22 protein-coding genes and 5 tRNA genes are annotated in these 22,587 nt (G+C 74.2%); 18 read left to right on the top strand and 9 right to left on the bottom strand.

The window, feature by feature from the left end; translation table 11 throughout:
• Positions 1 to 18 precede the first annotated feature (18 nt).
• The gene (locus CP969_RS08785) at positions 19 to 516 is read left to right on the top strand and encodes a GNAT family N-acetyltransferase (RefSeq protein WP_004990478.1); all 498 of its coding nucleotides are present in this window, start codon (positions 19 to 21) and stop codon (positions 514 to 516) included.
• Between the two features lie 7 nt (positions 517 to 523).
• On the opposite strand, the gene CP969_RS08780 is transcribed toward CP969_RS08785, so the two are convergent.
• Positions 524 to 952, bottom strand: coding sequence for a hypothetical protein (locus CP969_RS08780; RefSeq protein ID WP_004990480.1), 429 nt, complete (start codon positions 950 to 952; stop codon positions 524 to 526).
• Between the two features lies 1 nt (position 953).
• Positions 954 to 1,313 (bottom strand): hypothetical protein, encoded by a 360-nt coding sequence (locus tag CP969_RS08775; protein WP_016827050.1) that lies wholly within the window; start codon positions 1,311 to 1,313, stop codon positions 954 to 956.
• 107 nt (positions 1,314 to 1,420) lie between these two features.
• On the opposite strand from CP969_RS08775, the gene CP969_RS08770 reads away from it, so the two are divergent.
• From CP969_RS08770 to CP969_RS08725, 9 genes are all read left to right on the top strand, one after another.
• Positions 1,421 to 2,071: an HAD family hydrolase gene (locus CP969_RS08770; RefSeq protein ID WP_004990486.1), complete on the top strand. Its 651-nt coding sequence runs from the start codon at positions 1,421 to 1,423 to the stop codon at positions 2,069 to 2,071.
• A 407-nt stretch (positions 2,072 to 2,478) separates the two neighbouring features.
• Positions 2,479 to 3,516, top strand: a complete 1,038-nt coding sequence (locus CP969_RS08765; RefSeq protein WP_016827051.1) for a methionine ABC transporter ATP-binding protein — start codon at positions 2,479 to 2,481, stop codon at positions 3,514 to 3,516.
• Positions 3,513 to 4,250 (top strand): methionine ABC transporter permease, encoded by a 738-nt coding sequence (locus tag CP969_RS08760; RefSeq protein WP_004990494.1) that lies wholly within the window; start codon positions 3,513 to 3,515, stop codon positions 4,248 to 4,250. The genes CP969_RS08765 and CP969_RS08760 overlap by 4 nt, the downstream gene beginning before the upstream one ends.
• Before the next feature lie 62 nt (positions 4,251 to 4,312).
• Complete coding sequence (locus tag CP969_RS08755) at positions 4,313 to 5,140, top strand: MetQ/NlpA family ABC transporter substrate-binding protein (RefSeq protein WP_016827052.1); 828 nt, start codon at positions 4,313 to 4,315, stop codon at positions 5,138 to 5,140.
• Positions 5,141 to 5,330: 190 nt separating this feature from the next.
• The gene (locus CP969_RS08745; protein WP_004990498.1) at positions 5,331 to 5,969 is read left to right on the top strand and encodes a GNAT family N-acetyltransferase; all 639 of its coding nucleotides are present in this window, start codon (positions 5,331 to 5,333) and stop codon (positions 5,967 to 5,969) included.
• A 137-nt stretch (positions 5,970 to 6,106) separates the two neighbouring features.
• Positions 6,107 to 7,318, top strand: coding sequence for a precorrin-6y C5,15-methyltransferase (decarboxylating) subunit CbiE (gene cbiE, locus CP969_RS08740; RefSeq protein WP_016827053.1), 1,212 nt, complete (start codon positions 6,107 to 6,109; stop codon positions 7,316 to 7,318).
• A 367-nt stretch (positions 7,319 to 7,685) separates the two neighbouring features.
• Complete coding sequence (gene cobT / locus CP969_RS08735) at positions 7,686 to 11,567, top strand: nicotinate-nucleotide--dimethylbenzimidazole phosphoribosyltransferase (RefSeq protein WP_150474909.1); 3,882 nt, start codon at positions 7,686 to 7,688, stop codon at positions 11,565 to 11,567.
• 161 nt (positions 11,568 to 11,728) lie between these two features.
• A complete protein-coding gene (gene cobA, locus CP969_RS08730; protein WP_004990508.1) occupies positions 11,729 to 12,961 on the top strand; it encodes a uroporphyrinogen-III C-methyltransferase in 1,233 nt (410 codons plus the stop codon).
• A gap of 62 nt (positions 12,962 to 13,023) precedes the next feature.
• Positions 13,024 to 13,842, top strand: coding sequence for a TrmH family RNA methyltransferase (locus tag CP969_RS08725; protein WP_016827055.1), 819 nt, complete (start codon positions 13,024 to 13,026; stop codon positions 13,840 to 13,842).
• A gap of 34 nt (positions 13,843 to 13,876) precedes the next feature.
• On the opposite strand, the gene CP969_RS08720 is transcribed toward CP969_RS08725, so the two are convergent.
• Positions 13,877 to 15,322, bottom strand: a complete 1,446-nt coding sequence (locus tag CP969_RS08720; protein WP_223887066.1) for a serine/threonine protein kinase — start codon at positions 15,320 to 15,322, stop codon at positions 13,877 to 13,879.
• A gap of 195 nt (positions 15,323 to 15,517) precedes the next feature.
• On the opposite strand from CP969_RS08720, the gene CP969_RS08715 reads away from it, so the two are divergent.
• The 4 genes from CP969_RS08715 (at position 15,518) to CP969_RS08700 (ending at position 17,778) form a co-directional block, all read left to right on the top strand.
• Positions 15,518 to 15,793 (top strand): hypothetical protein, encoded by a 276-nt coding sequence (locus CP969_RS08715; protein ID WP_016827056.1) that lies wholly within the window; start codon positions 15,518 to 15,520, stop codon positions 15,791 to 15,793.
• Positions 15,794 to 16,014: 221 nt separating this feature from the next.
• A complete protein-coding gene (locus CP969_RS08710; protein ID WP_004990513.1) occupies positions 16,015 to 16,224 on the top strand; it encodes a hypothetical protein in 210 nt (69 codons plus the stop codon).
• A 259-nt stretch (positions 16,225 to 16,483) separates the two neighbouring features.
• The gene (locus tag CP969_RS08705) at positions 16,484 to 17,416 is read left to right on the top strand and encodes a phosphotransferase (RefSeq protein ID WP_016827057.1); all 933 of its coding nucleotides are present in this window, start codon (positions 16,484 to 16,486) and stop codon (positions 17,414 to 17,416) included.
• Between the two features lie 80 nt (positions 17,417 to 17,496).
• The gene (locus tag CP969_RS08700; protein WP_004990517.1) at positions 17,497 to 17,778 is read left to right on the top strand and encodes a TFIIB-type zinc ribbon-containing protein; all 282 of its coding nucleotides are present in this window, start codon (positions 17,497 to 17,499) and stop codon (positions 17,776 to 17,778) included.
• Positions 17,779 to 17,835: 57 nt separating this feature from the next.
• On the opposite strand, the gene CP969_RS08695 is transcribed toward CP969_RS08700, so the two are convergent.
• From CP969_RS08695 to CP969_RS08675, 5 genes are all read right to left on the bottom strand, one after another.
• A tRNA-Val gene (locus tag CP969_RS08695) sits at positions 17,836 to 17,907 on the bottom strand.
• A 43-nt stretch (positions 17,908 to 17,950) separates the two neighbouring features.
• Positions 17,951 to 18,022 (bottom strand) — tRNA-Val (locus CP969_RS08690).
• 19 nt (positions 18,023 to 18,041) lie between these two features.
• Positions 18,042 to 18,113, bottom strand: a tRNA-Val gene (locus CP969_RS08685).
• Position 18,114: 1 nt separating this feature from the next.
• Positions 18,115 to 18,188: transfer RNA gene (locus tag CP969_RS08680), tRNA-Cys, on the bottom strand.
• A 37-nt stretch (positions 18,189 to 18,225) separates the two neighbouring features.
• A tRNA-Gly gene (locus CP969_RS08675) sits at positions 18,226 to 18,298 on the bottom strand.
• Between the two features lie 177 nt (positions 18,299 to 18,475).
• Here CP969_RS08675 and CP969_RS08670 point away from each other — a divergent pair.
• From CP969_RS08670 to CP969_RS08660, 3 genes are read left to right on the top strand one after another with little or no spacing between them, the layout of a single operon-like run.
• On the top strand, positions 18,476 to 19,513 hold the full coding sequence (locus CP969_RS08670; RefSeq protein WP_016827059.1) for a chorismate-binding protein: 1,038 nt from the start codon (positions 18,476 to 18,478) through the stop codon (positions 19,511 to 19,513).
• 13 nt (positions 19,514 to 19,526) lie between these two features.
• Positions 19,527 to 20,348, top strand: a complete 822-nt coding sequence (locus CP969_RS08665) for an aminotransferase class IV (RefSeq protein ID WP_004990522.1) — start codon at positions 19,527 to 19,529, stop codon at positions 20,346 to 20,348.
• Between the two features lie 51 nt (positions 20,349 to 20,399).
• Complete coding sequence (locus tag CP969_RS08660; RefSeq protein WP_016827060.1) at positions 20,400 to 21,224, top strand: GNAT family N-acetyltransferase; 825 nt, start codon at positions 20,400 to 20,402, stop codon at positions 21,222 to 21,224.
• A 19-nt stretch (positions 21,225 to 21,243) separates the two neighbouring features.
• Here the strand turns inward: CP969_RS08660 and CP969_RS08655 are convergent, their stop codons facing one another.
• Positions 21,244 to 21,768: a DsbA family protein gene (locus CP969_RS08655; protein ID WP_016827061.1), complete on the bottom strand. Its 525-nt coding sequence runs from the start codon at positions 21,766 to 21,768 to the stop codon at positions 21,244 to 21,246.
• A 220-nt stretch (positions 21,769 to 21,988) separates the two neighbouring features.
• On the opposite strand from CP969_RS08655, the gene CP969_RS08650 reads away from it, so the two are divergent.
• On the top strand, positions 21,989 to 22,429 hold the full coding sequence (locus CP969_RS08650; protein ID WP_016827062.1) for a hypothetical protein: 441 nt from the start codon (positions 21,989 to 21,991) through the stop codon (positions 22,427 to 22,429).
• Positions 22,430 to 22,587 lie beyond the last annotated feature (158 nt).

Raw genomic sequence — 22,587 nt, 5'->3', positions numbered from 1 at the left:
AGCGGGAGGCATGCGCACATGGGCATGAGCGTGACCATCTCGGCAGCGGCCGAACAGGACGCGGAGCAGATCTTCAGGTTGCGGTACCTGTGCTTCCAGAGCGAGGCCGCGCTCTACGGCAACTACCGCATCGACCCGCTCGTCCAGACCCTCGACTCGGTCCGCGAGGAGGTCGCCGCCGACTGCGTCTTCGTCGCCCGCCTCGGCGACGAGGTCGTCGGTTCGGTGCACGGCAGGATCACCGAGGACGGCGCCGCCGCCATCGGCAAGCTCTGCGTCCACCCCCGCCTCCAGGGGCACGGCATCGGCGCGCGTCTGCTCCGGGCCGCGGAGTCGGCCCTCGCCGACGAGCGCGGCGCCCGGACGTTCCGGCTGCACGCCGGGCACCGCAGCGAGAGCAACCTGCAGCTCTACAGCAGGGTCGGCTACCAGCGGGTGGGGACGTCCCGGGGCGCGGACGGCGTACCGATGATCGTCCTGGAGAAGAGGGCGGAGGCGTACGCGACGACCGCCTGACGGGCGGTCAGGACGCCGGCCGCTCCGTGCGTGCCCTGCGCAGCCAGTACAGGGCGGTCAGGGGCAGCAGCACGGGGATGAAGAGGTACCCCATCCCGTAGTCCGACCACACGGTCGCGTCGGGGAAGGCGGACGGCTCCACCAGGGTCCAGGTGCCGATCGTCAGGACGCCCACCAGCTCGGCGGCGCAGCACACCAGCGCCGCCCTGCGGGCCGTCTCGCCGCCGCGGACCAGGGTGTACGTGATGAAGCCGTAGACCACGCCGGCCGCCGCCGACAGCGTGTAGGCGAGCGGCGCGCGGTCGAACTCGGTGGCGATCTGGTACACGGAGCGCGACACGGCGCCGACGACCATCACCCCGTACAGCCACACCAGCAGCAGACCGGGCCCGCCGATCAGCCGGGTCCGGTTCGGCCTCTCCTGCGTCCCGGTCATCTCAGCCTCCCCAGATGTCATGGAGCCGCACCTCGAGCACCGCCAGCACGACACCGCTCGCGGCGACCGTCACCGACCCCCAGCGGGTGCGTTCGCCCAGCGACATGAAACCGGCCGCGGGGACGCACGCGAACGAGCCGAGCAGATACGCCACGAAGATCGTCGTCCCCTGCTCCGGCTCCTCGCCGCGGGCCAGCTGCACGATCCCGACGACCAGCTGGACCAGCACCAGCAGCGTGACCACGGCCATCCCGATGAAGTGCCAGTCCTTCGTCGGCTGGTCACGGTAGGCGGCCCAGCCGCACCAGGCGGCGAGCAGCAGCGCGGCGACGCCGGTCACCAGCGTCAGGACATCAAGCATGGCAGCGACCTTATTACGCCGAAAACTCCTCGCGCCCTCCGGCCCCGCCCAGGCGCCGCGGCGGTCCACCCGGCCCGTCGGCCGGCCGGCGCCGTAGGGTCGAGAGCATGACGATCCACGCACAAGCCCTCCTGTTCGACAACGACGGAACCCTCGTGTCCTCCCTCGAATCCGTGCGCCGCTGCTGGACCCGGTGGGCCGTGGAGTACGGGATCACGGCCGAGGAGTTCGGCCGGATCGAGCTGCACGGCCGGCCGGCCGCCGAGATAGCCGCCGACCTGCTGCCCGCCCACGTCGTCCCGCAGGCCGTCGCGCGGATCGAGGACCTGGAGGTCGAGGACGTACCGGACGGCGGCGTCCACCTGCTGCCGGGGACCAGGGACTTCCTCGACGCGCTGCCCGCCGAGCGCTGGGCCGTCGTCACCTCCGCCACCCGGCGACTGGCCGAGGCCCGTCTGGGCGCCGTCGGCATCCTGCCGAAGACCCTCGTCGCGGCCGACGACATCACCCGGGGCAAGCCCGACCCCGAGCCCTACCTGCTCGCCGCCCGCACGCTCGGCGTCGACCCGGCGCACTGCGTCGTCTTCGAGGACGCCCCCGCCGGGCTCCAGGCCGGCCGCGCCGCCGGCATGACCACCGTGGCCTTGGCCACAACCCACCGGGCCCACGAACTCACCGCCGACCTCGTCGTCGAGGACCTGTCCGCCCTGTCCGTACTGGTCACGGACGCGGGAATGGAGATCTCCGTACGTCCCTGACGTGCGCACACGGGTGTCCACGCCTGTCCACCATGCGGACAGGCGTGTTCGGTCAGGGGTGGACATCTGCTTTACTGGCCGCATGACCACGACGAGCGACCGCACCCCTGCGACCGAGGCGATCACGACGCCCGGTGCTCGCCGTATGTGTCCGCGCCGAATGTGCGCCTTCTAGAGGGCCCCTGCACCACCTGAGCCTCGCGCCCCGAAGCGAGAGCCGCTCGAGTCGGCCCGTGTGCCCCGCACGCGCGACTGAGCCACGCCCCCCACGTGCACGTCTCCCCACGGTGCGGTTCCTCCTGCCGCACCCGCGGGAAACGCTGCCGTGCCACGGCTGCTTTCGACCCGAACGCCCCGTGCCCGGCGCCCGACGGCGCGCCGCGCACTCGACAGTGACGGAATCCCACGTGATCACCACCACGGGCCTCACCAAGGTCTACCGCTCCCGCGGACGCGAGGTCACCGCCCTGGACGGCGTCGACCTGCACGTCCGCGAGGGCGAGGTCTACGGCGTCATCGGCCAGTCCGGTGCCGGCAAGTCCTCGCTGATCCGCTGCGTCAACCTGCTGGAACGCCCCACCACGGGCACCGTGACCGTGGCCGGCCAGGACCTCACCGCGCTCGCCGGCCGCGGCCCGCGCGCCGGCCGGGACCTGCGGCGGGCGCGCAGCCGGATCGGCATGGTCTTCCAGCACTTCAACCTGCTGTCGACCCGCACCGTGCAGGACAACGTCGAGCTGCCGCTCGAAATCCTCGGCACGTCAGGGAAGGAACGTTCCCGCAAGGCGCTGGAACTGCTCGACCTGGTCGGCCTCGCCGACAAGGCCAAGGCCTACCCGGCCCAGCTCTCCGGCGGCCAGAAGCAGCGCGTCGGCATCGCCCGCGCCCTGGCCGGCGACCCCAAGGTGCTGCTCTCCGACGAGGCCACCAGCGCCCTGGACCCGGAGACCACCCGCTCGATCCTGGCGCTGCTGCGCGACCTCAACCGCCAGCTCGGCCTCACCGTCCTGCTCATCACCCACGAGATGGACGTGGTGAAGTCGATCTGCGACTCGGCCGCCCTCATGGAGAAGGGCCGCATCGTGGAGTCCGGCACGGTCAGCGACCTCCTCGCCACCCCCGGCTCCGAACTCGCCGCCGCGCTGTTCCCCGTGGGCGGCGAGGCGTCCGGTGACGACCGCACCGTCGTCGACGTCACCTTCCACGGCGACAGCGCGACCCAGCCGGTCATCTCCCAGCTGTCGCGCACCTACAACATCGACATATCGATCCTGGGCGCCGCCATCGACACCGTCGGCGGCCTCCAGGTCGGCCGGATGCGCATCGAACTGCCCGGCCGCTACGAGGACAACGTCGTGCCGGTCGGCTTCCTGCGCGAACAGGGCCTGCAGGTCGAGATTGTGGGCCAGGAAGCGCCCGCGCTGGTGAAGGAGGGGGTCAAGTGACCTGGTCCCAGATGCAGCCGCTGCTCGAGCAGGCGTGCACCGAGACACTGGTCATGGTCGGCTGGTCCACCCTGATCGCCGTCGTCGCCGGCCTCCCGATCGGCGTCCTGCTCGTCCTCACCGACAAGGGCGGCCTGCTGCAGAACACCGTGGTGAACAAGGTCATCGGCCAGGTCGTGAACATCGGCCGCTCGATGCCGTTCATCATCCTCATGGTCGCCCTGATGAGCTTCACCCGCTGGGTCACCGGCACGACCATCGGCAGCGCGGCCGCGATCGTGCCGCTCGCCATCGGCGGCATCCCGTTCTTCGCCCGCCTCGTCGAGACGGCCGTGCGCGAAGTGGACCACGGGCTCGTCGAGGCCGTGCAGTCGATGGGCGGCAGCACCTGGACGATCGTCCGCAAGGTCCTCGTCCCCGAGGCGCTGCCCTCGCTGATCGCGAGCACCACCACCACGATCATCGCCCTCATCGGCTACTCGGCCATGGCCGGCACCGTCGGCGGCGGCGGACTCGGCGACCTCGCCGTCCGCTACGGCTACCAGCGCTTCGAGACCGGCCTGATGTGGGTCACCGTCGCGGTCCTCGCCGTGGCCATCTCCCTCATCCAGTTCGCCGGCGACCACGCCGCCCGCGCCCTGCACCGCCGCGGCGGCCGTTCGGGCCCCTCGCCCAGGCTCCGGTTCCTGAAGGCCGAGGAGCCCGCCGCGGCCGACATCAGCAAGGTCGCGTGAACCCCACAGACTCCCCGTACCACCCGAGACGGGGCAGCACCACCCAAGGAAAGGCACTTTTCGTGCGTAACACCGCCAAGATCACCACCGCCGTCCTCGCCGCCGGAGCCCTCACCTTCGGCCTCACCGCCTGCGGCTCGGACCAGGACGCCGCCTCCGACGGCTCCGGCCCGCTGATCGTCGCCGCGAGCCCCGTCCCGCACGCCGAGATCCTCACCTTCGTCAAGGACAACCTGGCCGAGAAGGCCGGCCTGGACCTCGAGGTGAAGGAGTTCACCGACTACGTCACCCCGAACACGGCGACGGAGGACGGCTCGGTCGGCGCCAACTTCTTCCAGACCCAGCCGTACCTCGACGACTTCAACAAGAAGAACGGCACCCACATCGTGTCCGTCGTCGACGTGCACCTGGAGCCGCTCGGCCTGTACTCCCACAAGGTCGAGAAGGCCGACGAGCTGAAGAGCGGCGCGACGATCGCCCTCCCGAACGACACCGTCAACGAGGGCCGCGCCCTGCAGCTGCTCGCCGCCAACGGGCTCCTCACCCTCAAGGACGGCGTCGGCACCGCGGCGACCCCCGCGGACATCACCGAGAACCCCAAGAAGCTCAAGTTCAAGGAGCTGGAGGCGGCCCAGACGCCGCGCTCCCTGGACGACGTCGACGCCGCGGTCGTCAACGGCAACTACGCCATCGAGGCCGACCTCAAGCCCGCCGAGGACGCCCTCGTCCTGGAGTCCGCCGAGGGCAACCCGAACGTCAACCTCCTCGCCGTCAAGGAGGGCCAGGAGGACGACCCGCGCGTGAAGAAGCTCGCCGACCTCCTCACCTCCCCCGAGGTGAAGAAGTTCATCGAGGACAAGTACGCCGGTTCCGTCGTCGCCTCCTTCTGATCGACGCGACCGACGCGACCGACGCGACCGGCGCGACCGGCGCGACCGGCGCGACCCGCGCGACCTGCACGGCACCCACGGGGTCCGCTCCGCGCACCGGAGCGGACCCCGTGGTGCGGTCCAGTGCTTTCATGCTGCATGCTGGGCAGTTCAGCAGCACCCGACGGTCTCTCAGGTTACGGAGCGGCGCATGACGAGCACCTTCCCCGGCATCTCCATCAGCACGGAGCGGTTGGTGCTGCGTCCCCTCGAGACGGACGACGTGCCCGCCCTGGCCGCGATGATGAACGACGAACAGGTCGCCGCCTGGACCGACGTCCCCCAGCCCTTCACCGAACAGGCCGCCCGCGCCTGGATCACCGAGTACGCCCCCGCCGAACGCACGGCCGGGCGCGGACTCGACCTCGCCGTCACCGAGTTCCTCACCCAGCGTCTGGTCGGCGTCGTCCGGCTCGCCAGGACCGACTGGCACGTCCGGTCCACCGAGATGTCCTACATCATCGCCCCCTGGGCGCGCGGTGAGGGCTACGCCTCCGAGGCCGCGCTCGCCACCGCCCGGTGGCTCTTCGGCGACCAGAAGCTCGAACGCGTCGAGCTGCGCACCGCCGCCGACAACACCGCCTCGCAGCAGGTCGCCCAGAAGATCGGCTGCATCAACGAGGGCGTGCTGCGCAACGCCTGCATAGCCCACGTCCGCACCGAGGACGGCGGCTGGACCGACGTGCGCACCGACTACATCGTGTGGAGCCTGCTGCCCGAGGACATCGAGGGCGCGGACGGGCAGCCGGCCGACCCGGACGGGTTCACCGCCTACGCCGACTGGAACTGACCTTTCCGGGGAGCCGCGACCCACGACCGGGGGTACCGCCGAAGCGGTCCACCGCCCGCACCGGGTACGCTCACCGGACCCGCCCCCGGGCGGAACAGCCGACGACGACCTGCGAAGACCCCAGGAGACTGACGACGATGGCCGACCGGGTCACGGTGATCGGCTGGGACGGTTCGCCGCTGACCGCCGCGGCACGCGCCGCGCTGGGTGCCGCCTCCCTGGTGGCCGGCGCGGCCCACCACCTGGCGCTCCCCGAGGTGCCCGCCGGCGCCGAGCGCATCCGGCTCGGGTCCGTCGCCCTCGCCGCCCGCCGCATCGCCGCCCACCGCGGCACCGCGGTCGTCCTCGCCGACGGCGACCCCGGATTCTTCGGCGTCGTGCGGACGCTGCGCGCGCCCGAGTTCGGCCTGGAGGTCGAGGTCGTCCCCGCCGTCTCCTCCGTCGCCGCCGCCTTCGCCCGCGCCGGAATGCCCTGGGACGACGCCCACGTGGTCGTCGCACACCCGCGCACCCTGCGACGCGCGGTGAACGTATGCCGGGCCCATACCAAGGTGGCGGTGCTCACCTCACCCGGTGCCGGCCCCGCCGAGCTCGGCCTGCTGATGGAGGGGGTCCACCGGACCTTCGTCATCTGCGAGGAGCTCGGCACCGAGCGCGAGCGGGTCACCGTCGTCACCTCCGACCGGGCCGCCGACCACACCTGGCGCGATCCCAACGTCGTCATCGTCGTCGGCGGCCCGGTCGGGGCCGGTGAGTCCACCGGCTGGATCGCCGGGCGCGACCCCTCCGTCGGACCGCGCGGCTGGTCCCTGCCGGCCGAGGCGTACGGCGGCGCACTCGGCGAGGGCGAGCGGGAGCCCCTGCGCGTCACCCAACTCGCCCGGCTCGGACCGCGCCTGGGCGACCTGGTCTGGGACATCGGCTGCGGCAGCGGCGCCTTCGCCACCGAGGCCGCCCGCGCCGGAGCCGCCGTCATCGCCGTCGACAGCGACCCGGGGGCCTGCGCCCGCACCGAGTCCGCCGCCCGCCGCCACGGCGTCCTGCTCCAGACCGTCCACGGCACCGCCCCGCACGTCCTGGAGAACCTCCCCGAACCGGATGTCGTCCGGGTCGGCGGCGGGGGAGCGGCGGTGGTCTCCGCGGTCGCCGACCGCCGGCCGCAGCGCATCGTCACGCACGCCGGCACCCGCGACGCGGCCGAACTCATCGGCCGGAACCTCGCGGAACACGGCTATCAGGTCGAGTGCGCCCTGCTGCAGTCCGTCGAGCTCGACACCCGGGCCTGGACGGAGAAGGAGCGGAGCGTCGCGTTCCTGCTCAGCGGGGTACTGCCCGCGCGCAGCGGCTGACCCGTTTCCGTCCCCGTGATCGGGTTGTCGTACCGCGCGCGGTAGGCTGGCCGATTGTTGTACCGCACTCGGGCCCCCGGCGCTTCGTCGGTCAATGTCCGGAAAACGCGTCCGTTTTGGGGTGGGTCGTGGTACGGCAGAACCGGAGGGCGCGCAACGTGGCGCAGTCCACAGCGGAACCGTCGCCGATCAAGCTGACGCGACGGCCGTGCGGCCGCGACAATGCCAGTGAATGGCTTTGTCGCCTTTTCGGGCGGGCCGTTCGTGCCGCTGGGGACGCACGCTCGTTCTTCAGTGTGGGGCGGTCGGTGCGCCGTTCCGGGTGAGCTGGTCGTAGGGAGCACTAACCGATGGGCGAGGGGTACGCATGACCGACACCGGCCAGGTCCCGGGCGAAGGATTGCCGGAGAACGCAGGCATGGTGGAACAGCCGGGCGTTCCCGCGCCCGATCCGTACGCCTATCTCTCCGAAACCTCCGTCGAGGACGAAGACCTGCTGCTGCCCGGAGCCCAGGGCGCCTGGGGCAACGAGGTCGCCCCGCCCGTCCCGGAGCCGGTCGTCGAGACCGTGCACGAGCCGGGCCCGCACGAGATGTCCGGCCGCGACAGCGGCTCGGTCGACCTCGGCGGCGTCCGCCTGCCCGACCCCGGGCAGGCACCGGCGCCCGCCGCCGCGGCCGCGCACGAGCAGGCGGCGCCGCCCGCGCCGCGCCGTCCGCTGCACCTCGGGCCGCCCGTTCCCAACCTCTCCGCCGGCCCGGTCCGCTCCCTCGCCGACCGCGGTCCCGCCCAGGTGCCGGTCCGCCAGACCGGGACGCCGACCCTCGGTCCCGAGTACCTCGACGTCCCGCGCGCCCGGGAGACGACCACCCCGCAGACGACGGCCCCGCAGGCGACGGCCCCGCAGGCGACGGCCCCGCAGGCAGCGGCGCCCTGGGGCGCGCCGGCCGCGGCGGGCGCGGGGGCGGCCCCCGCGGAAACGGTTGCTCCGCCGACGGAGCCGGTGGGCGCGGCCCAGGCGGTCGTCGCCCGCGTCGCCACCGAGGCGGGCACCGGCCGGGCGCGGACCGCTCCCGCGGAGGCGGGGCAGGCCCCCGAGGACGCCCCCGCCGCGGGCGCCGGGCAGGAGGTCGCGGGCGTTCCCGCCGCGGCGGCCGACGAGGCCGGGCAGGCCGCGGTCGCCGGTCCCGCCGCCGCGCAGGGCGGTGAGGCGCCCGCCCCGGTCCCGGGCGCGGAGCACGAGCACGCCCCCGCCTTCACACCCGCTCCCGTCGCCGAGGCCGGACAGGCCCCCGAGTCCGCGCCGTCCCCCGGGACCGTCACCGCGCCGGACGCGCTCCAGGAGCCCCCGGCGGCCCCGGCCGCCGGAACGCCGGGTGCCGAGCCCGCGGCCCACCCCGCCGCACCCGGCGCCGCGCTCCCCGCCGCACCCGCCGCCGAACCGGGCGTCGCCGGGCCCGCCGCCGCGGCACCGGAGGCGGCACCCGGCTCCGGGACCGAGGACGAGGCTCCCGTGGCCCCGCCCGCCCCGGCCTCCCCCGAGGACGCCGTCCCCGTCTCCGGGACGGCGGGGGAGGAAGCCACCGCGCAGGTCCCCGCCGCACCCGGCGCCGAGACGGCCGCCGAGGTGCCCGCGCCCCAGGCCGCCCCCGCGCCCCAGCCCCCGGCCGTCGCCGGCCCGGACCCGTCCGAGGCGCCCGCCGGGGCGGTCGGCGACGCTCCCGTCACCGAGCCCGCCGGCGCCCCCGGCCCGGCCGCGGACGCGCCGGTCCCCACCGCCGACGCCGTGTCCGCCGTCGCCGGGGCCGAGGCTCCCACCGGGGCCGCACCGGCCCCGGAGGCCACCGTCGCGTCCGAGGCCACTGCCGCGCCCGAGGCCGTACCGGTCGCGCCCGAGGCCGCCCCGCAGCCCGCCGACGGCTCCCCGGCCACCGCTCCCTCCGGGCACGCTCCTGCCCCGGCGGCCGAGCAGCCCCCGCAGCAGGTCGACGCCGCCCCGTCCGTCCCGGACGAACAGCCCGCGCAGCCCGGGCCGCAGGACGCCTGGGCGCCCGTCCCCGCGCAGCCGGACCCCGCGGCCCCCGGACTCCCCGGCGCGGACGCGGCCGCTCCCGCCGTACCCGCCACCGGTGCCCCCGAGGCGCCCGCCCCGACCCACGACGCACCCGGCACCGCGACCCCTCCCCCCGGTCCTCCCGGCACCGCCCACCCGGAGCCCGGCCCGGACCGGCCCCTGGGGGAGTTCGCCCCCGTGGAGGGGACCGCGCCCACGTCCCCGCAGCCGGAGGCGGCCCCGCCCGTTCCCGCGGAGGAAGGGCCCGCGCCGGAAGCGGTCGCCGCGGTGCCCGCCCCCCGCGGGGCCGAACCCGACGCCGTACCGGTCGCGCCCGACGCGGAGCCCGAACCCGACCGCGTGCAGAGCGCGGACGACCTGGACACCCGGGGCGCCGGAGCGGAGGACCCGCAGACGCAGCAGGAAGAGGGCGCGGCCGCGGCGGAAGCGGCACGGTCCACGGGCCCCGCCGCCCCCGGTTACGACGACGCCGAGCGCGAGGCCGTGCTGAAGGTCATGCGCGAACGCCGCGACATCCGCAACGGCTTCCGCAGCGACCCCATCCCGCACGAGGTGCTGCTCCGCGTCCTGGAGGCCGCCCACACCGCGCCCTCCGTCGGCCACTCGCAGCCCTGGGACTTCGTCGTCATCCGCTCCGCCGAGACCCGGCGCAGCATGCACGAACTGGCCATGCGCCAGCGCGACGCCTACGCCAAGACCCTTCCCAAGGGCCGGGCGAAGCAGTTCAAGGAACTGAAGATCGAGGCCATCCTCGACACCCCGGTGAACATCGTCGTCACCGCCGACCCGACCCGCGGCGGCCGGCACACCCTGGGCCGGCACACCCAGCCCCAGATGGCGCCGTACTCCTCCGCGCTCGCGGTGGAGAACCTCTGGCTCGCCGCCCGCGCCGAGGGCCTCGGCGTCGGCTGGGTCAGCTTCTTCGACGAGCGCGAGATGGTCCGCGTCCTCGGCCTGCCCGAGCACCTGGAGGTCGTCGCCTACCTGTGCGTGGGCTACGTCGACGAGTTCCCGGACGAGCCCGAGCTGATGCAGGCGGGCTGGTCCAAGCGCCGTCCGCTGTCCTGGGTCGTGCACGAGGAGACGTACGGCCGCCGCGCCCTGCCCGGAGAGGAACCCCACGACCTGCTCGCCGAGACCGTCGCACAGATCCGCCCGCTGGACGCCAAAGCGCTCGGCGAGGCGTGGGAGCGGCAGAAGCGCATGACCAAGCCGGCCGGGGCGCTCGGCATGCTGGAGATCATCTCCGCCCAGCTGTCCGGCCTGTCCCGCCAGTGCCCGCCGCCCATCCCGGAGCCCGCGTCCGTCGCGGTCTTCGCCGGCGACCACGGTGTGCACGCCCAGGGCGTCACCCCCTGGCCGCAGGAGGTCACCGCCCAGATGGTGGCCAACTTCCTCGGCGGGGGAGCGGTCTGCAACGCCTTCGCGGCCCAGGTGGGCGCCGAGGTCTGCGTCGTCGACGTGGGCGTCTGTGCCGACCTGCCGGCCACCCCCGGCCTGCTGCCGCGCAAGGTCCGCGCCGGCACGTCCGACATGACCACCGGCCCCGCGATGACCCGCGAGGAGGCCAAGAAGGCCATCGAGGTGGGCATCGAGACCGCCCGCGACCTGGTCGCGGCCGGCAACAAGGCCCTGCTCACCGGTGAGATGGGCATCGCGAACACCACCGCGTCCGCCGCCCTCATCTCCGTCTACACGGGCGCGGACCCGGCGGAGGTCACCGGCCGCGGCACCGGCATCAGCGACGAGACGCTCGCCCGCAAGACCGAGGTCGTGCGCCGCGCCCTCGAACTGCACCGGCCGGACCCGGCCGACCCAATCGGCGTCCTGTCCGCGGTCGGCGGCTTCGAGCACGCGGCCATGGTCGGCCTGCTGCTCGGCGGCGCCTCCCTGCGGACGCCGGTGATCCTGGACGGCGTCAGCGCCGGCGCCGCCGCCCTGGTGGCCCGGGCCATCGCCCCCGAGGTCCTGGCCGCCTGCATCGCGGGACACCGCAGCGCCGAGCCCGGCCACGTGGCCGCCCTCAACAAGCTGGGCCTGCGCCCCCTGGTCGACCTCGACCTGCGCCTCGGCGAGGGCACCGGCGCGCTGCTCGCCCTGCCGCTGGTGCAGAGCACGGCGCGGGCCATGCACGAGGTGGCGACGTTCGACTCGGCGGGAGTCACCGAGAAGTAGCCGGGAGGAGCGCCGGCCGGGGTGGGCGCGGACGGGACGAGCACCGTCGCCGCCGGGCCCACCCCGCCGTACGCTGAACCCCCACCTCTAGAATCCGCACGTCAGGGCCGCTCCAGTGCCGTAGCGCCCCGCACGCCGCCCGTACGAGGAGCCGCACCCGCATGGCCGAACACCCCGCCTACCCCGTGGGCCTCCGCCTCACCGGCCGCCGAGTGGTCGTGCTCGGCGGCGGCCAGGTCGCCCAGCGCCGCCTCCCCGCCCTCATCGCGGCCGGCGCCGACCTCCTCCTGATATCGCCCGAGGCGACCCCCTCCGTCGAGGCGATGGCCGACACGGGCGAGATCACCTGGGAGCGGCGCGGGTACACCGAGGGCGACCTCGCGGGCGCCTGGTACGCCCTGATCGCCACCAGCGACCCCGACGCCAACGAGCGCGCCTCCGCCGAGGCCGAGCGGAACCGTGTCTGGTGCGTCCGCTCCGACGACGCCGACCGGGCCACCGCCTGGACCCCGGCGACCGGACACAGCGAGGGCGTCACGGTGGCCGTCCTCACCACCGACGCCAAGGGCCGCGACCCCCGCCACACCGCCGCCGTCCGCGACGCCGTGGTCGAGGGCCTGCGCGACGGCACCCTCGTCGCCCCGCACCACCGCACCCGCACCCCCGGCGTCGCCCTGGTCGGCGGCGGCCCCGGCGACCCTGACCTGATCACTGTGCGCGGGCGCCGCCTGCTCGCCGAGGCCGACGTCGTCATCGCCGACCGGCTCGGCCCGCGCGACCTGCTCGCCGAACTGCCGCCGCACGTCGAGGTGATCGACGCGGCGAAGATCCCCTACGGCCGCTTCATGGCGCAGGAGGCCATCAACAACGCGCTGATCGAACACGCCAGGCAGGGCAAGTCGGTGGTCCGGCTCAAGGGCGGCGACCCGTACGTCTTCGGCCGCGGCATGGAGGAACTCCAGGCGCTCGCCGAGGCGGGCGTCCCGTGCACCGTCGTCCCCGGCATCTCCAGCTCCATCTCGGTCCCGGGCGCGGCCGGCATCCCGGTCACCCACCGGGGCGTGGCCCATGAGTTCACCGTGGTCAGCGGCCATGTCGCCCCCGACGACGAGCGTTCCCTGGTCGACTGGCCGGCGCTGGCGAAGCTGACCGGCACGCTGGTGGTCCTGATGGGCGTCGACAAGATCGGCCGGATCGCCGAGACCCTGATGGCGCACGGCAGGTCCCCGGACACCCCCGTCGCCCTGGTCCAGGAGGGCACCACGGCCGCACAGCGCCGGGTCGACGCCACCCTGGCCACGGTCGCCGAAACGGTCGTCGCACGGGAGGTCAGGCCGCCGGCCGTCATCGTGATCGGCGAGGTCGTCGGCGTCGGCCTCCCGGCCGCCCCGTGACCCCGGGTCGCACGACCCAGCCCAGCCGTGGCACCGCACTCAGGACAAGGCAGTATCACCCCGTGGCCGATCTCATCACCGTCTCGGACCCCGACGACCCGCGCCTGCACGACTACACGGGCCTGACCGACGTGGAACTGCGCCGCAGGCGCGAACCCGCCGAGGGACTGTTCATCGCCGAGGGCGAGAAGGTCATCAGACGGGCCAGGGACGCGGGCTACACGATGCGGTCCATGCTGCTCTCGGCCAAGTGGGTCGACGCCCTGCGCGACGTCATCGACGAACTCCCCGCCCCGGTCTACACGGTCACCCCGGAACTCGCCGAACGGGTCACCGGCTACCACGTGCACCGCGGGGCGCTCGCCTCCATGCAGCGCAAGCCGCTGCCCGCGACGGCCGACCTGCTCCGCACCGCCCGCCGGGTCGCGATCATGGAGTCGGTCAACGACCACACCAACATCGGCGCGATCTTCCGCTCGGCGGCCGCCCTCGGGATGGACGCGGTCCTGCTCTCCCCGGACTGCGCCGACCCGCTCTACCGCCGCAGCGTCAAGGTCTCCATGGGCGCGGTCTTCTCCGTGCCGTACGCCCGCCTGGACGCCTGGCCCAAGGGGCTGGAGGCGGTCCGCGAGGCGGGTTTCACCCTCCTCGCCCTCACCCCCGACGAGAAGGCCCGCTCCCTCGACGAGGCGGCGCCCCACCGGATGGACCGCGTGGCCCTGATGCTGGGCGCGGAAGGGGACGGGCTGTCCACCCGGGCCCTGGCCGCCGCCGACGAGTGGGTCCGCATCCCGATGTCCCACGGCGTCGACTCGCTCAACGTGGGCGCCGCGGCGGCGGTCGCCTTCTACGCGGTGACCACGGGACGCCCCCGGGCCTAGAGCCGGTCCGGCGGGCCCCGGGAACCGGAGTCCCTCAGCCGTCCCGCCCCGGCGCCGAGACGTACCGCTCGCGTGGGGGGCCGTCCTGAGCCGGCGGTCCGTGGGCGGCGTCGTGCACCTGTTCCCGCTGCCCGCGTGCGCCGCCCCCGTCGCCGCCGAGTCCCCGGGACGGCCCCTGGCAGCCCTGCACCAGGGCGATGCCGAGCGCGACCAGCAGCGTCACCACGACGAACACGAACAACCGCTGCCTGAGCAGCCGAGGATTGGCCGGGCGCAGACCGGTGCCCGTCGACCGGGGACCCTGGCGGCGGGGGCCGGTGCCGGACCGGCCGGAGTTGCGGGGCGCGGGGGTGGGCCGGGAACCGGACCGGGACGGCGCGCCCCCGCGCGAGGCGCCGCCGCGGGACGAGCCGCCGCTCCGCGACGGCGGTACGCCGCGGGCGCCGCGCCGGGGCGCGGACCCGCTCCCCGTCGCGGTGGAGCCCCGGCCGGCGGACGCGCCGCGCGGTGCGGGAGTCCCCTGGCCCGGCGGCGCGCCGCGCCGACCCGGCCGGCGCGCCTGGGCACGGTCGGGGTAGGTGTCGGCGAGGCGTCCGGCGGGCCGCTCCGTCTCGGCCTCGCGCGGCGCGGGCGGCCGGACGTCGGCGAGGCCCTGGGCCTCCCGGGCCGCGATCTCCTTGAGCCGCAGCGAGAGTTGGAGCGTGCTGGGCCGCTCCTCGGGGTCCTTCGCCAGGCAGGCGCGGACGAGCGGGGCCAAGGCGTCCGGAACGCCGTGCAGTTGGGCCTCCTCGTGCACGACGCGGTACAGCATCACCTCGGAACTGCCGTGCCCGAAGGGGGAGTCGCCCATCGACGCGTACGCGAGCGTGGCGCCCAGCGAGAACACGTCCGTGGCCGGGGTGACGGCGGCGCCGCGCACCTGCTCCGGGGCGAGGAACCCGGGCGAGCCGACCGCGGTGCCGACGTGCGTGAGCGTCGAGGCGCCGGTCGCCCAGGCGATGCCGAAGTCGATGATCCGCGGCCCCTTCGGGGACAGCAGGATGTTGGACGGCTTCAGGTCCCGGTGCACCACGCCGGCCTCGTGCACGGCGACCAGTCCCTCGGACAGGGCCGCGCCGATGGCGGCGACCTCGGCCGCGCCGAGCGGTCCCTCGCCGGCGACCTTGTCGTGCAGGGACGGACCGGGCACGTACTGCGTGGCGAACCACGGCCGGTCCGCGTCGAGGTCGGCGGCCACCAGCCGCGCCGTGCAGCCCCCGCGGATGCGCCGCGCCGCCGAGACCTCGCGTGCGAACCGCGAGCGGAACTCCTGGTCCTCCGCCAGATCGGGCCGGATGACCTTCAACGCGACCCGCTGCCCCTTCTTGTCGGAGCCCAGGTAGACCACGCCCATCCCGCCCGCGCCGAGCCGTCGGTGAAGTCTGAAAGAGCCGACGACGCGCGGGTCCTCGCGCCTCAGGCGCATCATCGCCATGTTCATCCCCGCTGCCCGGTCCTGTGCCGAGCCACAGCTTACGTTTCCCCGGCCGCCCGCGCGCAGAGGCCGCGCCCTCTCGGGTCGATCGATTGTCAGTGCCGGGTGGGAGACTTGAAAGGTGGTCAGGGAACGCGTGAACCGGTCGGGGTCACGCGATGGACGATCCCAACCACCCGACACCGGAGGGGGATTGATCGCGTGAAGGGTGACCGCGTGGAGATAGTCGTGGACGCGGGGGACACGACGCGCACGTACGAGGTGGTGGCGAGCAGGGCCGGGCGCCGGGTGGAGACGGCGGTCCGCCGGGGGGTGGTGGAAGTGAGCGAAGTCACCCGAACCGGGGTCGTCGTGCGGACGGCCCGCTTCATGGCGAACCGGGTGCTGGCCCTGGTGGAGCAGCCGGTGCCGCGGGAGGACGACACGGAGAAAGCCGGACGGAGCGGCCGGCCCCTCCGGGATGTCCCTGAGGCGTAGGGCTCCGTCTCCACCCAGGGGAGTACACCGCAGGACACGGCTCATCCTCCGGGAGGCCCGGCAATCGGTACGAGGGCATGACGTCCGGGGAGCGCCGGGCCCCTAGATTTGAGATCGAGCGGCGGGTGCAGCACTCGTCCCCCGAGGCCGGACGCCCGCCGCCGCAGCGGACACACAGGACAACACGACAACACGGCAACCGAAACGGTCAGGAGAGGGCCATGGCCCACACGGCACCGCGGACACTGGTCCGCGTGCGGGAGCGCATGGCGGGCACCGCCGCGTTCCGGCCGCGCCGCGAGGGCCGTCGTCACCCGCTGGTGGCGACGCTGATGGCCCTTCCCCTGGCGGTCCTGCTCCTCCTCGTCTTCGACGGGTGGGAGACGGTGACCACACAGGCGTCGTCCGTGGGCGAGATGCTGGGGCGCTGAGCGGCGACCCCAGGCCCGGAAGAGCGGTCCGGGCGGGGACATCCACCCATGAAACCCCGTGGGGACGGGGGTGCGGCGGACGGCACAGATGCCGGCGCAGCTGGGGAGCTGCGTCGGCATTGCCTTTGTCCCCGGCGGCCCGGCGGTCCGGCATCCCGGTGGTCCGGCGGTCCGGCGGTCCGGCGGTCCGGCGAAGGCGCCCTTCCCCTCCGTCCCCCTCCGCGTACCCTCCCTCCAGATCCGCACCTCAGGGAGCCCCGTGACCGCCGACGCCCTTCTCCCCGATCTCGCCGCCCGTGTCCGGGACATGGCCCACTCCCGCACCCCGGCCTGCCGCTGCGGGGCGACCGGCACCCTGGCCGACCGACCCGACGGCACCGTCGTACGCCACGAGGACACCGTCGCGAAGGCCCACGCCCCGGGCGCCGACCCCGTCGCACTGGCCCGACGCCTCGCCGCGGCCGCGCGCCTCCCGGACGTCTTCCTGCCCCCGCTCGACCCGAGCCCGGCCGGCCTGCACGACCGGGTCGTGACCTTCTGGCCGTACGGCGTCCCCGTCGACCCGGACGACCCCGACGCCGCCCCGTGGGAGGCCGTCGCCGCCCTGCTCGCCCGGCTGCACCGCACCCCTGCCCCCGTGCCGCTGCCCGCCATGCGGGGACCGGCCGGGGCGGCCCGCGCCGTCACCCGGCTGCGGGCCCTCGGTCCCGTCCCGGCCGCCGGCCCCGTGCTGCGCGCCTGGGCCGCCCTGCCCCCGTGGGCCCGCGCCGAGGCCCCCATGCCGGACCGCACCACCCTCTGCCACGGCGACCTCCACCTGGGCCAGCTCGTGCGCGTCTTCGACGGTTCCTGGCGGCTGATAGACGTCGACGACCTGGGCGTGGGCGTTCCCGCCTGGGACCTGGCGCGCCCGGCGGCCTGGTACGCGTGCGGGCTGCTGCCCAGGGAGGAGTGGGGGCGGTTCCTCGGCGCCTACCGTGCCGCGGGCGGTCCGGCCGTCCCCGGCGACGGCGACCCCTGGGCCGTGCTGGACGTCCCGGCCCGTGCCCTCACCGTGCAGACCGCCGCGCGGATGATCGTCAAGGCCGCGGCGGACGGGCGGCACCCGGACGAGGTGGAGCGGTCCGTGATCGACGCCTGCGCGCGCATGGCCGCGGTCCCGCCCCGGTCGGCGCACGCGCCCGCGGGCTAGGGTGCAACCGACCGGAGCCGAACGGAGTCTGTCCTGGCGACATGTGAAGCAGGGCCGACCGGCGAGGAGTTGAATCGATCATGCAGTGTCCGAAGTGTCGTGCGCCGATGCACACCTACAACCGCAACGGTGTTCAGATCGAGCAGTGCAGCGGGTGCCGAGGGATCTTCCTCGACTACGGCGAGCTGGAGTCGCTGACCCGGCTGGAGGCCCAGTGGTCCCAGCCCGCGCCGCCCGCCCCGCCCGCCGCTCCGCAGGCGTACCCGGCGGCCCCGCAGCCTCCCGCGTGGGGTGCCCCGCACGGCGGCCACTACGGTCACGGACGGCACAAGAGCTTCGGACGCATGCTGTTCTCGTCCTGAGGACCCCGGAGACGACCGGACCCCCGGCCGCTGGCGCGGCCGGGGGTCCGGTGTGCGTGGACGATACTGGGATTGAACCAGTGACCTCTTCCGTGTCAGGGAAGCGCTCTCCCGCTGAGCTAATCGTCCTCGGGACCACGATCACTCCGAGGAGCGGATCATGGGCACTGCGTGCGCGATACTGGGATTGAACCAGTGACCTCTTCCGTGTCAGGGAAGCGCTCTCCCGCTGAGCTAATCGCGCGGGGGATCCGAAGATCCGGTGGACGATACTGGGATTGAACCAGTGACCTCTTCCGTGTCAGGGAAGCGCTCTCCCGCTGAGCTAATCGTCCTTGGAGGTGGAGACGGGATTTGAACCCGTGTAGACGGCTTTGCAGGCCGTTGCCTCGCCTCTCGGCCACTCCACCAGGAGCGAAGGGGACCGGGAAGCCCCCTCTTCCTTCGAGCGGACGACGAGGCTCGAACTCGCGACCTCAACCTTGGCAAGGTTGCGCTCTACCAACTGAGCTACGTCCGCCTGTCGTTTCGGTCGGCTTGCGCGTCCCGGCGACGAACTGAACTCTAGCGGATTCCGGGGCCAGCACAAAAACACGTTTGCGCAGCGTGCTGCGCGGAGTCCGCTCCAGTGCCCGGTCGGAGCGCCACGGGGGACGCGACCGGGCCGCCCGGAGCGGGTCCGCCATAGACTCCTCGCGTGCCCGACCTCCCGCCCCTCGCCCGCTTCGGCGACCGCGTCGCCACCGGACTGCTCGACGTCACCGACGACCCCGCGGCCCTGGACTCCACCGGGTTCTGGGCCGTCGGCGCCGACTTCGAGGGCCGTCTGACCTGCGCACGCTTCCGGGACGTCCGGGAGCGGCCGGTACCGGCGCCCGTGCCGGGCGCCTGGCGGGGACCGGGCACCGGCGACTGGACGTCCTCGCTGGACCGTGCCGCGTACACGGCGGCCGTCCGCCGCATCCGCGAGCACATCGCGGCCGGCGAGGTCTACCAGGCGAACCTCTGCCGGGTGCTGTCCGCGCCGGTGCCGTCCGACGCCGACGTGGACGCCCTCACGGCCCTGCTGGCCCGGGGCAATCCGGCGCCGTACGCGGGAACGATCCGTCTGCCCGGGCACGGCGTGGAGATCGCCACCGCGTCGCCCGAGCTGTTCCTGCGCCGCGCCGGGCGGACCGTGGAGTCCGGGCCGATCAAGGGCACCGGACGCACCGAGGCGGACCTCCTGGAGAAGGACTACGCCGAGAACGTCATGATCGTCGACCTGGTCCGCAACGACATCGGGCGGGTCTGCGCCACCGGAACCGTGACGGTGCCGGACCTGTGCGCCGTGGAGAAGCACCCGGGGCTGGTCCACCTGGTGTCGACGGTGCGGGGCGAACTGCGCCCCGGGGCCGGCTGGCCGGAGCTGCTCGGTGCCGCCTTCCCGCCCGGCTCCGTCACCGGCGCGCCCAAGTCCAGCGCCCTGCGGATCATCGACGCGCTGGAGACGGCGCCCCGCGGCCCGTACTGCGGAGGCGTCGGCTGGGTCGACGCCGACCGCGGCACCGGCGAGCTGGCGGTGGGCATCCGCACCTTCTGGATCGACCGGGACGCCCGTGGCGGGGCCGTCCTGCGGTTCGGCACCGGCGCCGGGATCACCTGGGGCTCCGACCCCGAGGGGGAGTGGCGGGAGACCGAACTGAAGGCTTCCCGGCTGCTCGCGGTAGCGTCGGGAACGTACGAGGGTGAGTGAAGGGACCTAAGAGGTGAAGATCTGGCTCGACGGCGGGCTGCAGGACATCGAGTCCGCCCGCGTCTCCGTCCTCGATCACGGGCTGACCGTGGGCGACGGCATCTTCGAGACGGTGAAGGTCGTGGACGGCCGTCCGTTCGCGCTCACCCGGCATCTCGACCGGCTGACCCGGTCCGCCCGGGGGCTCGGACTGCCCGACCCCGACCTGGACGAGGTCCGCCGGGCCTGCGCCGCCGTCATCGAGGCCGACCCGGTGCCGCTCGGCCGGCTGCGCATCACCTACACCGGTGGCCGCGGCCCGCTCGGCTCCGACCGCGGGGAACACGGCCCGACCCTCGTGGTCGCCCTCGGGGAGACGACCCGCCGCCCCGACTCCACCGCCGTCATCACCGTGCCCTGGGCCCGCAACGAGCGCGGCGCGGTCACCGGCCTGAAGACCACCTCGTACGCCGAGAACGTCGTCGCCCTCGCCCGTGCCGGCGAACGGGGCGCCTCCGAGGCGCTGTTCGGCAACACCGTCGGACAGCTCTGCGAGGGCACCGGGTCCAACGTCTTCGTCGTCCTCGACGGCGAGATCCACACCCCGCCGCTCGCCTCCGGCTGCCTGGCGGGCATCACCCGCGCCCTGGCCGTCGAGTGGACCGGCGCCCGGGAGACCGACCTGCCGATGGACGTCCTGGAGCGGGCCGAGGAGGTCTTCCTCACCTCCACCCTGCGCGACGTGCAGGCCGTGCACCGCGTCGACGACCGGGAACTGCCCGGAGCCCCGGGCCCGGTGACCGCCAAGGCCATGCGGATCTTCGACGAGCGCTCGGGCGCCGACCTCGATCCGTGAGGTCCGGATATTCGGCTGACCCGGGGCGCGGCAGCGGGTAGAACACCCGTGATGACCACGACCCTGCGGCCGGTCGAGCCGCTTCAGCAGAACCCCGACGGCACGCGTTCGCGCCGCTACCAGGTGTGCGTGAACAGCCGCCCCGTCGGGGAGGTCCACCTCGCCACGCACCCGGTCTTCGGTACCGGGGTGGCCCGGATCCTGCACCTGCGCGTCGAGGAGCCGGACCGCCGGCGCGGCCGGGGCACGGTGGCCGCGCTCGCGGCGGAGGAGGCGGTGCGCGCCTGGGGCTGCCGCCGCATCGAGGCGACCGTCCCCGCCGACGCCGGACCGGCCCTCCGCCTCGCCACGGCGCTCGGCTACGTGGTGCGCAACCGCGGCATGGAGAAGCCGCTCGGCGACACCCCGCCCGCTCTTCCGGAGGGCAGCGGGGCACGGCCGATGACCGACGCCGAGTACGGCCCCTGGAGGGCCAGGGGCGACGAGGAGTACGCGCGGAACTGGACCGCGCGCGGGGTGCCCGAGGCCGAGGCGCGGGCCAAGGCGGAGCGGGACCGCGCCGTCCTGCTGCCCGAGGGCCGCGCCACCGCGGGCATGCTCTTCGACGTCCTGGAGCACGAGGGCACCCCCGTGGGCACCCTGTGGCTCTCGGTGCGCGGGGAGCACGGCTACGTCTTCGACGTCGAGACCGACGCCGCCCACCGCGGCCGGGGACACGGACGCTCCCTGATGCTGCTCGCCGAGGCCCGGTCGGTGGCCGCGGGCAAACGGGTCCTCGGCCTCAACGTCTTCGCCGGCAACACGCCGGCCGAGCGGCTCTACGCGTCGCTCGGCTACACGACCGTCGAGTACTCGATGTACAAGCCGCTGCTGTAGCCGCCGGCGGGGCTCCCGGTCACCCCTCTCCTCCGGCCAGCAGCCGGTCCACGATCTCCTCGATGCGCTCGCGCAGGCCCTCCTGGCTCCTGCCGCCGTCGAGGCGCTCGCCACCGATCACATAGGTCGGGGTGCCCGTCACCCCGATCGCCTTGCCCTCGGCCTGGTCCGCGTCCACGATCAGGATGTGCCGTCCGTCGATCAGCGCGGTGTCGAACTCCTCGGCGTCCAGGCCGAGTTCCCGGGCGACCTCGACGAGGAAGGGCTCTCCCCGGCGGTCCAGCTCCTCGACCCGGCCCAGCACCGCCTCGACGTACGGCCAGCCCCGCCCCTGCTCCAGCGCCTCCTCGGCGGCCTGGGCGGCGGCGAAGGAGTGCTTGTGCTTCTCCAGCGGGAAGTGCCGCAGGCGCAGCTCCAGACGGTCGCCGTAGCGGGCGCGCAGGGCGCGGAGGTCGTCCAGGGCGGTGCGGCAGTCCGGGCACTGGAGTTCGCACCACACCTCGAGGACGGGGGCGGTGGGGCGGGCGGGGGAGGAGTCGCTCATGGCCACAGTCTTCCAGCCGCGTCCCCGGCCACCCAATCGGACCCCGGCCGGTCCGGACCGGCACCGGTCCGGGGCGTGCGCCCCCACCGGCACCTGCGGAGGAAGCCGACCCGGAGATGTCCCTGATCTCGGGCCGGAACATGGCCCGACCGGGCCCGTCAGGTGCAGGATGGAAGGGACGAAGTGCCCACAGCGTGCGAACAACCGCCTGGAGGACCGGATGATTGCCGAGACCGTCTGCTCCGCCGTGTCCGCGGCCGGCCTGGGCATCGCGGTGGTCACGGCCTACCGCAAGCGCTTCCTCGCCGCGGTCCGTATCGCCGCCTACTCGCTGATCCCCGTCGGCCTGGTCATGACCGGTGTCGTCGAGTGGCTGGCCGGCACCGCGTTCAGCCCGACCGCCTGGGCGGGGTTCGGGGTGCTGGGCCTGTCCTGGGTGCTGTTCGTGGTCACCCGCTCCGTGGAGCGCCGGCGCGGCGGCACGCGCAAGGAGCGCAAGGCGGCCCGGGCGGAGGCGACCCGGCCGGATGCGGTGGCCCCGGCGGCCTCCGCGCCTTCCCTGGGGCAGGGCTCCCGCCCCGCGACCCGGCCGGCGTCCACGTCCCGGGACGACGACGACTTCAGCGACATCGAGGCCATCCTCAAGAAGCACGGCATATGACGGTGCGCCGCACCGCAGGTGACGGACGCGGGAGGACCGAAACGTCAGAGGAGATCCCGCGACGTCCGGAAATGATCACAACTCGAACCGTAGATCACGGAATCGGCGGGCTCGCGTTCACCGCCTGAGTGTTGATCGCGTCCGGCGCTCCCGATGCG

Origin of the sequence: Streptomyces viridosporus T7A (genome assembly GCF_008704515.1) — a bacterium.
In the GTDB taxonomy this organism is placed as follows: Bacteria; Actinomycetota; Actinomycetes; order Streptomycetales; family Streptomycetaceae; genus Streptomyces; species Streptomyces viridosporus.
Note: the sequence above shows the minus strand (reverse complement) of the source record. Positions and strands in the feature narration are given on the sequence as shown.